General features: G+C 68.3%; 10 protein-coding genes. 1 reads left to right on the top strand and 9 read right to left on the bottom strand.

Translation table 11 applies throughout. The features are described 5' to 3' along the window. Positions 1-118 precede the first annotated feature (118 nt). The 8 genes from fusA to ITJ50_RS04310 all read right to left on the bottom strand — a co-directional run bounded on the left by fusA (position 119) and on the right by ITJ50_RS04310 (position 7,222). Complete coding sequence (gene fusA, locus ITJ50_RS04345; protein ID WP_017885538.1) at positions 119-2,236, bottom strand: elongation factor G; 2,118 nt, start codon at positions 2,234-2,236, stop codon at positions 119-121. A gap of 87 nt (positions 2,237-2,323) precedes the next feature. Next, on the bottom strand, positions 2,324-2,794 hold the full coding sequence (gene rpsG / locus ITJ50_RS04340; RefSeq protein WP_017885539.1) for a 30S ribosomal protein S7: 471 nt from the start codon (positions 2,792-2,794) through the stop codon (positions 2,324-2,326). 5 nt (positions 2,795-2,799) lie between these two features. Continuing rightward, positions 2,800-3,168, bottom strand: a complete 369-nt coding sequence (gene rpsL, locus ITJ50_RS04335) for a 30S ribosomal protein S12 (RefSeq protein ID WP_017885540.1) — start codon at positions 3,166-3,168, stop codon at positions 2,800-2,802. Between the two features lie 228 nt (positions 3,169-3,396). Further along, a complete protein-coding gene (locus ITJ50_RS04330) occupies positions 3,397-4,629 on the bottom strand; it encodes a hypothetical protein (RefSeq protein WP_017885541.1) in 1,233 nt (410 codons plus the stop codon). Positions 4,630-4,666: 37 nt separating this feature from the next. Next, positions 4,667-5,194 (bottom strand): DUF6121 family protein, encoded by a 528-nt coding sequence (locus ITJ50_RS04325; RefSeq protein WP_042537507.1) that lies wholly within the window; start codon positions 5,192-5,194, stop codon positions 4,667-4,669. 27 nt (positions 5,195-5,221) lie between these two features. Continuing rightward, positions 5,222-5,833, bottom strand: coding sequence for a CBU_0592 family membrane protein (locus tag ITJ50_RS04320; protein WP_194589991.1), 612 nt, complete (start codon positions 5,831-5,833; stop codon positions 5,222-5,224). 161 nt (positions 5,834-5,994) lie between these two features. Beyond that, positions 5,995-6,243: a hypothetical protein gene (locus tag ITJ50_RS04315; RefSeq protein WP_194589990.1), complete on the bottom strand. Its 249-nt coding sequence runs from the start codon at positions 6,241-6,243 to the stop codon at positions 5,995-5,997. 61 nt (positions 6,244-6,304) lie between these two features. Continuing rightward, a complete protein-coding gene (locus tag ITJ50_RS04310; RefSeq protein ID WP_228500613.1) occupies positions 6,305-7,222 on the bottom strand; it encodes a prepilin peptidase in 918 nt (305 codons plus the stop codon). 185 nt (positions 7,223-7,407) lie between these two features. On the opposite strand from ITJ50_RS04310, the gene ITJ50_RS04305 reads away from it, so the two are divergent. Further along, entirely contained in the window at positions 7,408-7,803 is a 396-nt protein-coding gene (locus ITJ50_RS04305) for a VOC family protein (protein WP_017885546.1), read from the top strand. A 129-nt stretch (positions 7,804-7,932) separates the two neighbouring features. Here the strand turns inward: ITJ50_RS04305 and rpoC are convergent, their stop codons facing one another. Next, positions 7,933-11,814, bottom strand: coding sequence for a DNA-directed RNA polymerase subunit beta' (gene rpoC, locus ITJ50_RS04300; protein WP_017885547.1), 3,882 nt, complete (start codon positions 11,812-11,814; stop codon positions 7,933-7,935). Between the last annotated feature and the right edge of the window lie 40 nt (positions 11,815-11,854).

Genomic DNA, 11,854 nt, shown 5'->3' with positions numbered 1-11,854 from the left:
CACCCCCGGCCGGCCCTGGATGGGCTCGGGACCGTTGGTGCGCGGTGTGTGTCTGTACTTTACTTGGTGGCGAGGGGCCCGTCGCCGGGCGCCCCCGCCTGTGGAGAAGCGCTGAGCGCTACTCCCCCGCGTTCTTCGCGATGATCTCCTCGGCGACCTTGGCCGGGACCTGGCTGTAGGTCTCGAAGGTCATCGAGTAGACCGCACGACCAGAGGTCTTCGACCGCAGGTCGCCGACGTAGCCGAACATCTCGGACAGCGGCACGCTCGCGCGGACCACCTTGACGCCCGAGGCGTCCTCCATCGAGGCGATCTGGCCACGACGGGAGTTCAGGTCACCGATGACGTCGCCCATGTACTCCTCAGGAGTACGGACCTCGACGGCCATGATCGGCTCGAGGATCGCCGGACCGGCCTTGCGAGCCGCTTCCTTGTAGGCGATCGAGCCGGCGATCTTGAACGCCATCTCGGACGAGTCGACGTCGTGCGCCGCGCCGTCCTTGAGGATGGCCTTCACGCCGACGGTCGGGTAGCCCGCGAGGATGCCGACCTGCATGGCGTCCTGGATACCGGCGTCGACCGACGGGATGTACTCGCGCGGGACACGGCCACCGGAGGTCGCGTTGACGAACTCGTAGACCTTCTCGCTCGTGACCTCCATCGGCTCGAGCGCGATCTGCACCTTCGCGAACTGACCGGAGCCACCGGTCTGCTTCTTGTGGGTGTAGTCGTAGCGCTCGACGATCTTGGTGAGCGTCTCGCGGTAGGCCACCTGGGGCTTGCCGACGCTCGCCTCGACGTGGAACTCGCGCTTCATGCGGTCGACGAGGATGTCGAGGTGGAGCTCGCCCATGCCCTTGATCGTCGTCTGACCGGTCTCGGCGTTGAGCTCGACGCGGAACGTCGGGTCCTCTTCGGCGAGCTTCTGGATGGCCGTGGAGAGCTTCTCCTGGTCAGCCTTCGTGTTCGGCTCGATGGCGACCTCGATGACCGGCTCCGGGAACGTCATCGACTCGAGGACGACCTGGTTGGTCGGGTCGCACAGGGTGTCACCGGTGGTGGTGTCCTTGAGGCCGATGACCGCGTAGATGTGGCCAGCGGTCACGTTGGCGACCGGGTTCTCCTTGTTGGAGTGCATCTGGAAGATCTTGCCGATGCGCTCCTTCTTGCCCTTGGTCGAGTTGATGACCTGGGCACCGGACTCGATCGAGCCGGAGTAGACGCGCACGTAGGTCAGACGACCGAAGAAGGGGTGCACCGCGACCTTGAACGCGAGCGCCGAGAACGGCTCGGTCGCGTCGGGCTTGCGGATGATCTCCTTCTCCTCGTCCTTGACGTCGTGGCCGATCATCGGCGGCACGTCGAGCGGGGACGGGAGGTAGTCGATGACGGCGTCGAGCATCGGCTGGACACCACGGTTCTTGAACGCGGAACCGCAGAGGACCGGGTAGAGCGTGCTGCTCACCGTGAGGGCACGGATCGCTGCCTTGATCTCGGCGACCGAGAAGTCGGTGTCGCCCTCGAGGTAGCGCTCCATGAGGACGTCGTCCGCCTCGGCCACGCGCTCGATGAGCTTCTCGCGGTACTCGGCGGCACGGTCCTGCAGGTCGGCCGGGATCTCTTCGATCTCGTACTTCGCGCCCATCGCGACGTCACCCTTGGCGTCGCCGCGCCAGGTGAGTGCACGCATCTGGACGAGGTCGACGACGCCTTCGAACGAGCTCTCGGAACCGATCGGCAGCTGGAGCACGAGGGGCTCCGCGCCGAGGCGGTTCACGATGGTGTCGACGGTGTAGTAGAAGTCGGCGCCCAGCTTGTCCATCTTGTTGACGAAGCAGATGCGCGGGACTTCGTACTTGTCGGCCTGACGCCAGACGGTCTCGGACTGGGGCTCGACGCCCTCTTTCCCGTCGAACACGGCGACGGCACCGTCGAGGACGCGGAGCGAACGCTCCACCTCGACCGTGAAGTCCACGTGACCGGGGGTGTCGATGATGTTGATCTGGTTGTTGTCCCAGAAGCAGGTCGTCGCGGCCGACGTGATCGTGATGCCGCGCTCCTGCTCCTGCGCCATCCAGTCCATCGTGGCAGCGCCGTCGTGGACCTCACCGATCTTATGCGTGATGCCCGTGTAGAACAGGATGCGCTCGGTCGTCGTGGTCTTGCCGGCATCGATGTGCGCCATGATGCCGATGTTGCGGACCTTGTTCAGGTCGGTGAGCACGTCCTGTGCCACAGGGTTCCTCCGGAAGAGTTGTAGGAGAGGTTGGCGGCCGTCCGGGCGCCGGGGTTCTTGACCACCGGCGCGCGGACGGTGCCGGGACTACCAGCGGTAGTGGGCGAAGGCCTTGTTCGACTCGGCCATCTTGTGCGTGTCCTCGCGGCGCTTGACCGCGGCACCGAGGCCGTTGGACGCGTCGAGGATCTCGTTCATGAGACGCTCGGTCATCGTCTTCTCGCGACGGGCCTTGGCGTACGAGGTGAGCCAACGGAGCGCGAGGGTGTTCGCGCGGTGCGGCTTGACCTCGACCGGGACCTGGTAGGTCGAGCCACCGACACGGCGGCTGCGGACCTCGAGGGTCGGACGGACGTTGTCGAGCGCCTTCTTCAGCGTCACGACGGCGTCCTGCTGGTTCTTGGCGGAAACGCCCTCGAGTGCACCGTAGACGATGCGCTCAGCGAGGCCCTTCTTGCCGTCGAGCAGGATCTTGTTGACGAGCTGGCTGACGATCGGCGCACCGTAGACCGGGTCGGCGACGACGGGACGCTTGGGAGCGGGACCCTTACGAGGCATCTAACTCAACCCTTCTTCGCACCGTAGCGGCTGCGAGCCTGCTTACGGTTCTTGACTGCCTGGGTGTCCAGGGCGCCACGGATGATCTTGTACCGCACACCCGGGAGGTCCTTCACACGACCGCCGCGGACGAGCACCATCGAGTGCTCCTGGAGGTTGTGGCCCTCACCGGGGATGTAGGCCGTGACCTCGGTGCCGTTCGAGAGCTTGACACGAGCGACCTTGCGCAGTGCCGAGTTCGGCTTCTTGGGGGTGGTGGTGTAGACGCGGGTGCACACACCACGCTGCTGGGGGTTCGCCTTCAGGGCGGGCGCCTTGGTCTTGGTGACCTTCGGCGTACGACCCTTGCGAACCAGCTGCTGAATAGTAGGCAACTGTTCTCCTGGTTCTTCGCTCGTGCTCTCTGGCCGGCGCGTTCCGCCGGCTTCCTCGTCCCACGCTGATCACCGCCGGACGGCGGGTGTTCGAGTGGGGGACGGAGTGGTCCGGCTGGGCGATCCCGCTCGCCGGACTTTTCGGGCGCGCCCGAGGGCGCACACCCGGTAGAGACTACCCGCGGAACGGGACGAAATCAATCCGGGTCACCCCGGGAACCGACACCGTCATGAGCCGGTGTCGGACGAGCCGTTGCCCACCGCCGAGCGGAACGTCGCACCGTCGCTCGAGAAGCCGGTGACGTACCCGCTCGCGTTGACGTTGAGCGGCCCCGCGGACGCCGTTCCGGTGCCGGCGGCACCCGAGATGTCCGCCGTGTACTTCGCCCGCCCGAACGTGGTCGTCGTGATCAACCAGCCGTTCGTCGTCCAGCTGCCGACCCGGACCGTCGGCCGCGTCTCGAGCGTCCACTTCTGGTTCGTGTAGGTGTACGCGGGGTTCTGGCCGTACGCGTAGAAGCTGCAGCCGGCCGGCGCGGCGTCGGTGGAGGCGATGCAGCCGTCCACCCAGTCGTCCACCGCTCGCTTGGCGGCCTGCTGCCCCGCGGTCGTGAGGGTGGTCGTCATCTGCACCGGGGTCGACGTCGTCCGGCCGAACCCGCTGACGTCCGCCGATCCACCACGTGCCGTGGTCCACTTGCCGCCGTCGAAGGCGACGTCGTAGGTACCGGGCAGCGCGCGGAGGCTCACCGTGCCGTCCTTCGCGGTCCGCACGTTCCGGCCTGCGACCGTGACCGACGCACCGGAGGGTCCGCGCACGGCGACGTCGACCGAGCCGAGCTCGGGGGCCTGGAGCTCCCAGACCGGGAACACACCCCAGTCGGTCCCGGTCTTGTCGAGCGTGAAGGTCGCGGCGACGTCCTGGCCACCCTGGCGCAGGTACGCCCGGACGGTCGCGGTGTCGCCGTCCGTCCGCGTCGCGGCGACGCGGTACCCGGTGACCTTGTCCGATGCCTTCGCGTAGGCGGCGTCACCGAGCAGCACGTCGGACTTCCCACGTTCGATGCCCGCGTCGTCGAGGGCGTCGGCCACGCGTCCGGCCGTCAGGTCGTCGAGGAACGCCCGCACGGGGCGGTCGGCCGAGTGCGAGGCGGAACCGACCGAGTACCCGACGACCCCGGCGACGAGCAGCAGGACGACGGCGGTGCCACCCGAGATGATCCCGATGAGCTGCCCGCGGCGGAGCTTCCGGCGGGGACGCTGCGGCACCGGCCCGGGCGCTCCGGCGAAGCCGGCGCCGGGCGCTCCGGCGAAGCCGGCGCCGGGACCGACCGCAGGACCAGGGCCGACCGTCTGGCCGGCTGCGGCGGACGCGCCGTCGGTGCCACGGATCGAGGCCACCGGCGGGACGGCGCCCCAGCCGCCCTGCTGGTCCGGATCCTGCGCGTGCTGGTCGCTCATCGTTCCCCCGTTTGGTGTGCGTCGTGCTGTCCGAAGACTACCGCTCGGCGGGTCCCTCGCCCGCGTTCGTCCGGTTGTGCCCGGAGAGTCCGCCCGACCCGTCCGCGCCGCTGGTCGCGTGCGTCCCGTCGGTCGCGACCGAGCCGCCCGCGGTCCGCGCCTGGTGGCGAGCCGTCGCGATCCCGCCGAGCACCGACAGGAGCGCCACCACGACGGAACCGACCACGAACGGGCCGAGGGCGTACCCCGCCGGGAAGACGAGGAGCTCGGTCGCGTCCGAGCGGACGAGTGCGTAGCCCACGGCTCCGACGCCGAGCATGACCAGGTAGACGGTCGCCGCCGCGACGAGGGCGGTCACCCCGGGGTTGCCGTCGCGGACACCCGCCGCGGTCGCCAGGAAGACGACCACCGCGCCGCCGACCACCATCGCGGGCCCGAGGTACGGGGTGGCGTCGGGCTGCGAGATGACCTCGACGTCGGCGAGCAGGGCTTCGAAGCCCGTGACGGCGATCACGAGCGCGATGAAGAGGATCGACGTCATCGTCGCGATCAGCCACCGGGACATGGGCCGATCGTATCGCCGACCGGCTGGTCAGCGAGCGGGTTCGGCGTGGTCCGTGTCGTCGGCGTGCGCACGGTCGGACTGCTCCTGCGCTGCGGCGACCAGGGCGAGCGCGATGGTCGCCGTGATGATCGGGACGGTCTCCGTCATCGGGGCGGGCGCCTCCGGCACCGTCGCGGGCACGAGATCCGACGTCGTCGGGCGGGTCGGGTCCGTCGCGACCGTCGCGTCCGCCAGGTCGACCTGCTGGAGGCCCGTGGTCGCGTCCGTCTCGCCGGCCCCCTCCGGCTCGTGGTCGCGCAGCGCCGGCCCGATGACCGGCAGGACCCCGGTCGTGGCCGGCGGCTCCGCGTGCAGGACCGGCGGCTCGGCCGCAGCGGACCCGTCGCGCTTCGCCGCGCGACGCGCACGGAGCATCTTCACCAGGACGACGACGGCGACGATCGCCCAGATGCCGTTGACGATCGTCGAGGGGACGGCGTGGTGGGCCGCGACGTTGACGGCCACCGCGAGGCCGCCGACCAGGTTGAGCAACTGGTAGAGCGGACCGTTCGGGATCCTGCCCGTGGAGAACAAGATGTAACCAGCAAGGACGGTTACCGCCCCGAACCAACCGAGGAACTCCACGATTCCGACCAACACGCGCGACTCCGGGCACGACGAGGAACGGCCGATTCGAGCCGACCGTTCGAGAGGGGATGAGCAGCCGCGGACACGGCGCCGTGAGCATCGTAATCTCCGCGACGGGCGTCGCGGAAGTGATGTCGGCGTGGCGCGGCCGACACCGGTCCGTGCGGGTCGGATCAGCCCGCCGCGGTGCCGCCTGCGTCCGTCGTCACGTCCTTCGAGCGGAAGCGCCCGATCGACCAGAGCTGGCGGAGTGCGCCCGCCACGGTGTTCGGTTCGAGCACCTCGCCCTGTTTCGTCGCGCCGACGGGTACCGGCACCTCGGCGAACCGCAGGATCGTCGATCTCACCCGGTCCGCGTCCTGCACCTCGACGGAACGGATCGCGGCGGCGCCGATGTCGACGCCGACGATGCTCTTCGACATGGGCGGTCCTTCCCCGTGACCGTCTTCGGGTCGGTCTGGTGAGGCAGCGCGTGACGAGGCGTCAGGCGAGTCCGAGCAGGCGCAGGTAGCCATCCCACGCGGGCGCACCGACGGCGATGCCGAGCCAGGCACCCGCGAGCATCCAGGGGCCGAACGGGATCCCGCTCCGGCGGCCCGCCCGGCGCACGGCCAGGAGGACGACTGCGAAGGTACCGCCGAGCAGGAACGCGGCGGAAGAACCCACCGCGAGGGGTCCCCATCCGAGGTACGCCAGCACGAGACCGAGCACGCCGGCGAGCTTCACGTCCCCGAGTCCCATCCCGCCGAGGACCGCCAGCGCGAGCAAGAGGTAGACACCGCCGAGGACGACGAGACCGACGATCCCGCGGACCGCGGCGCCCCAGTCCCCGGACACCGCCGATGCCACGAGCAGGAGCACGGGCAACACGATGTACGCCGGCAGCACGATCCGGTTCGGCAGGGTGTGGGTGTCGAGGTCGATGAGCGTCAACGAGATGCTGATCGCCATCAGGTACAGGAGCGCGACGAGCAGGGTCGCCGCGTGGATCGTTCCGGGAAGACCGTCCGGTGCCGCCGACGTCGACCACGGTGCGAGGACCGAGAGCACGGTCACCGCGACGAACAGGAGGCCCGTGGCGGCCTCGACGAGCGGGTACCGAGCCGAGACGGGCGCGTCGCAGTCACGGCACCGGGCACGCAGGAGGAGCCAGGACACCACCGGCACGTTGTCGCGCCCCCGGATCTCGTGGCCGCAGCCGGGGCAGGAGCTGGCCGGGGCGACGACCGACAGCCGGGCGGGGATGCGGTGCACGACGACGTTCAGGAACGACCCGATCGCGAGACCGAGCAGACCGACCAACGCGGTGACGAGGGGCAGCGCCGAGGTGGACACGGTGCCGGTCACCTCCCCGTCGGGGTGCCGTCGGTGCGGTCTCGCTGCGGTCGTTCGGGTGCACATGACGACCAGCCTCACGGACCGCGGACCGCTCCGTGGCCTCCGACCGGCAGTCGGTGGAGGACATCGGCGCGATGCCGCCTGTGGAGGAACACCGCGACGAACGACACCAGGTCGACACGGGCCGGACAGCGCGAGGCAGCGGAATCCCTCTCGACGCGCGCCCCCGCCCGGGCACATGATGAGACATGGACATCACGAGCGTGACCGTGGGGCTGCCCGTCACCGACATCGAGGCGTCCTGCCTCTGGTACGGCGCGGTCTTCGAGCGCACCGAGCCGGACCTCGAACCCGAGGACGGCGTCGCCGAGTACGAGGTCGGCGGCATCTGGATCCAGCTCTACGTCGACGAACAGGCCGAGGAGAACCCGGTCAGCGTCCGCTTCGGCGTCGACGACGTCGCCGCGCAGCACGCACGCATCGGCGCGCTCGGCATCGACATCGGCCCCGTCGAGTGCGTCGACGGCGCGGTCGACTGGTTCGACGTCCGCGACCCCGACGGCAACGTGCTGAGCCTGTTCTCGCTGGTCGACGAGACCGGTCGCGGCTCCGGCCGCGACAACGGCGCGGGCCGCGCGCTCTAGCCGCGACCCCACGGCGGACGGGAGGCCCGTGGCGGCCGGGCACCGTGCCTCCAGGCCGTCACGTGGTGACGACACGACGAAGGCCCCGCCTCCTTGCGGAGACGGGGCCTTCGTGGGATCACATCAGGCTCAGTTGTACGTGCCCGGCGTGAAGTCGTCCGACGAGAAGCTGTCGAAGTCGACGAAGCTCAGGTCGGCGTCCGAGAACGACGAGTCGTCAGCGAAGATGCGGTTGGGGTACCGCTCCGCCTTCGCCTCTTCGGTCGCGTTCACGTCCACGTCACGGTACCGGCTGAGGCCCGTCCCGGCAGGGATGAGCTTACCGATGATGACGTTCTCCTTGAGGCCGACGAGGTGGTCCTGCTTGCCCTCCATGGCCGCCTGCGTGAGCACGCGGGTGGTCTCCTGGAAGGAAGCGGCGGACAGCCACGACTCGGTCGCGAGGGACGCCTTCGTGATGCCCATGACCTCCTGGCGAGCCGAGGCGGTCTTGCGACCCTCCTGCAGCGCCGCACGGTTCAGCGCGTTGTAGCGCGACCGGTCGACGAGCTCACCCGGCAGCAGGTCGGTGTCGCCGTGGTCGACGACGGTGACCTTGCGGAGCATCTGGCGGACGATGACCTCGATGTGCTTGTCGTGGATCGGCACACCCTGCGAGCCGTAGACGTCCTGCACACCGTTGACCAGGTGCTTCTGGACCTCTCGGACACCCTTGACCCGGAGGACTTCCTTCGGGTCGACGGTGCCGGCGATGAACTGCTCGCCGAGCTCGACGTGCTGGTTGTCCTCGATGAGGAGCGTCGCACGCTTGAGCACCGGGTAGATGAACGGCTCGTCGCCGTTGTCCGGCGTCAGGATGATCCGACGGCCCTTGTCCGTGTCCTCGACGACGACGCGGCCGGGGGCCTCGGCGATCGGGGACGCGCCCTTGGGCGTACGGGCCTCGAATAGCTCCGTGACACGCGGCAGACCCTGGGTGATGTCGTCGGCCGAGGCCGAACCACCCGTGTGGAAGGTACGCATCGTCAGCTGGGTACCGGGCTCACCGATGGACTGCGCGGCGATGATGCCGACTGCCTCACCGATGTCGACCAGGTTGCCGGTGGCGAGCGAACGGCCGTAGCACTTCGCGCAGACACCGACGGCCGACTCGCAGGTCAGGACCGAGCGCACCTTGATGCTCTCGACACCGGCTGCCAGCAGCTTCTCGAGGAGCACGTCACCGACGTCCTCACCGGCTTCTGCAACGACCGTGCCCTTGGCGTCCACGGCCTCGGTGGCCAGGGTGCGGGAGTACACGGTGTTCTCGACGCGCGGGTCGCGGACGAGCTTGCCGTCGGCGTCCACGGTCGCGATCGGCAGCTCGAGGCCACGCGTCGTACCGCAGTCGTCCTCGCGGATGATGACGTCCTGGGAGACGTCGACGAGACGACGGGTCAGGTAGCCGGAGTCGGCCGTACGGAGCGCCGTGTCGGCCAGACCCTTGCGAGCACCGTGCGTGGCGATGAAGTACTCCGCCACGGTCAGGCCCTCGCGGTACGAGTTGATGATCGGGCGGGCGATGATCTCGCCCTTCGGGTTGTTCACCAGACCACGCATACCGGCGATGTTGCGGACCTGCAGCCAGTTACCACGAGCACCGGACGACACCATGCGGTTGATCGTGTTGTCGACGGGGAAGTTGTCCCGCATCTCCTGTGCGATCTCGTTGGTGGCCTCGGTCCAGATCTTGATCAGGTCGGCGCGACGCTCGGAGTCGGTGATCAGACCCTTGTCGAACTCGCCCTGCACCTTGGCGGCCTGGATCTCGTAGCCCGCGATGATCTCCTTCTTGCGAGGAGGCGTCACGACGTCCGACAGGGCGACGGTCACACCGGAGCGGGTGCCCCAGTAGAAGCCGGCGTCCTTGATCCGGTCCAGCGCAGCGGCCGTCTCGGTCTTGGAGTAGCGCTCGGCGAGGTCGTTGACGATCGCGGAGAGCACACCCTTGTCGGTGACCTTCTGGACGAACGGGTAGTTCGCCGGCAGGGTCTCGTTGAAGAGCGCACGGCCCAGGGTCGTCTCGAGCAGCAGCGTGTCGCCCTGCTCGTAGCCCTCGGGGGCTTCACCCTCGGCGAAGTGGACACCCGTCATGCGGATCTTCACCATCGCGTTGAGGTGCAGCGTGTGCTGGTCGTTCGCCAGGATCGCCTCGGCCACCGACGAGAACGCACGGCCCTCGCCCACGGCGCCCTCGCGGACGGTCGTGAGGTGGTGCAGACCGATGATCATGTCCTGTGCGGGCAGGGTCACCGGGCGGCCGTCGGACGGCTTCAGGATGTTGTTCGAGGCGAGCATCAGGATGCGTGCCTCGGCCTGGGCCTCGACCGACAGCGGCAGGTGCACGGCCATCTGGTCACCGTCGAAGTCCGCGTTGAACGCAGCACAGACGAGCGGGTGGAGCTGGATGGCCTTGCCCTCGACGAGCTGCGGCTCGAACGCCTGGATGCCCAGACGGTGCAGCGTCGGCGCACGGTTCAGCAGGACGGGGCGCTCGCGGATGATCTCCTCGAGCACGTCCCACACCTGCGGACGCGAACGCTCGACCATGCGCTTGGCCGACTTGATGTTCTGCGCGTGCGACAGGTCGATCAGGCGCTTGATGACGAACGGCTTGAAGAGCTCGAGCGCCATCTGCTTGGGCAGACCACACTGGTGCAGCTTCAGCTGCGGGCCGACGATGATGACCGAACGGCCCGAGTAGTCGACACGCTTGCCGAGCAGGTTCTGGCGGAAACGACCCTGCTTGCCCTTGAGCATGTCGCTCAGGGACTTCAGGGCGCGGTTGCCGGTACCCGTGACCGGACGTCCACGACGACCGTTGTCGAACAGCGCGTCGACGGCTTCCTGCAGCATGCGCTTCTCGTTGTTCACGATGATCTCGGGAGCACCGAGGTCGAGCAGGCGGCGGAGACGGTTGTTGCGGTTGATCACACGACGGTAGAGGTCGTTGAGGTCCGACGTGGCGAACCGGCCACCGTCGAGCTGCACCATCGGGCGCAGCTCCGGCGGGATGACCGGCACGACGCCGAGCACCATCGCCGCCGGCGAGTTGCCGGTGGCGAGGAAGGAGCTGACGACGCGCAGACGCTTGATCGCACGGATCTTCTTCTGGCCCTTGCCCTCGGCGATCTGCAGACGCAGCGCCTCGGCCTCGGCGGCCAGGTCGAACGCCTCGAGCCGGAGCTTGATCGCTTCGGCGCCCATGTAGGCGTCGAAGTAGATCCCGAACCGGTCCTGGAGCTCGTGGAAGACGGCGTCCTCGGGCTTGAGGTCGCCCACCTTGAGGTTGCGGAAGTCCTCCCACACACGCTCGAGACGGGTGATGTCCTCGTCGAACGACTTGCGGACCTGGGACATCTCCTTCTCGGCGGTGTCCTTGGTGCGGCGCTTGACGTCGGCCTTCGCACCCTCTTCCTCAAGGGCTGCGAGGTCGTCCTCGAGCTTCTTGAGGCGGTCGGCGATGATCGAGTCGCGCTGGCCCTCGAGGGTCTTGATCTCGAGACGCATCTCGTTCTCGAGACCCGGCATGTCCGCGTGACGGCCCTCTTCATCGATGTCGATGATCATGTACGCCGCGAAGTAGATGACCTTCTCGAGGTCCTTCGGTGCCATGTCGAGGAGGTACCCGAGGCGCGACGGGACGCCCTTGAAGTACCAGATGTGCGTGACGGGGGCAGCGAGCTCGATGTGGCCCATGCGCTCACGACGGACCGAGGACTTGGTGACCTCGACGCCGCAGCGCTCGCAGACGATGCCCTTGAACCGGACACGCTTGTACTTGCCACAGGCGCACTCCCAGTCGCGGGAAGGACCGAAGATCTGCTCGCCGAACAGACCGTCCTTCTCGGGCTTCAGGGTGCGGTAGTTGATGGTCTCCGGCTTCTTGACCTCGCCGTACGACCACTGACGGATGTCCTCGGCGGTTGCGAGGCCGATCCGAATGGCGTCAAAGGAAGTTGCTTCGAGCAATGTTCTTCTCTCTTGCTGATTCAGGCTTCGATGTACGGGC

The sequence above is a fragment of the Curtobacterium sp. VKM Ac-2889 genome, assembly GCF_015350855.1.
In the GTDB taxonomy this organism is placed as follows: Bacteria; Actinomycetota; Actinomycetes; order Actinomycetales; family Microbacteriaceae; genus Curtobacterium; species Curtobacterium poinsettiae.
Note: the sequence above shows the minus strand (reverse complement) of the source record. Positions and strands in the feature narration are given on the sequence as shown.

Coding starts and splice junctions, on each gene's coding strand:
- ITJ50_RS04315 (WP_194589990.1), bottom strand. CDS start 6,243: ATGTCGAAGAGCATCGTCGGCGTCGACATCGGCGCCGCCGCGATCCGT.
- ITJ50_RS04330 (WP_017885541.1), bottom strand. CDS start 4,629: ATGAGCGACCAGCACGCGCAGGATCCGGACCAGCAGGGCGGCTGGGGC.
- ITJ50_RS04310 (WP_228500613.1), bottom strand. CDS start 7,222: ATGTGCACCCGAACGACCGCAGCGAGACCGCACCGACGGCACCCCGAC.
- rpsG (WP_017885539.1), bottom strand. CDS start 2,794: ATGCCTCGTAAGGGTCCCGCTCCCAAGCGTCCCGTCGTCGCCGACCCG.
- ITJ50_RS04305 (WP_017885546.1), top strand. CDS start 7,408: ATGGACATCACGAGCGTGACCGTGGGGCTGCCCGTCACCGACATCGAG.
- ITJ50_RS04325 (WP_042537507.1), bottom strand. CDS start 5,194: ATGTCCCGGTGGCTGATCGCGACGATGACGTCGATCCTCTTCATCGCG.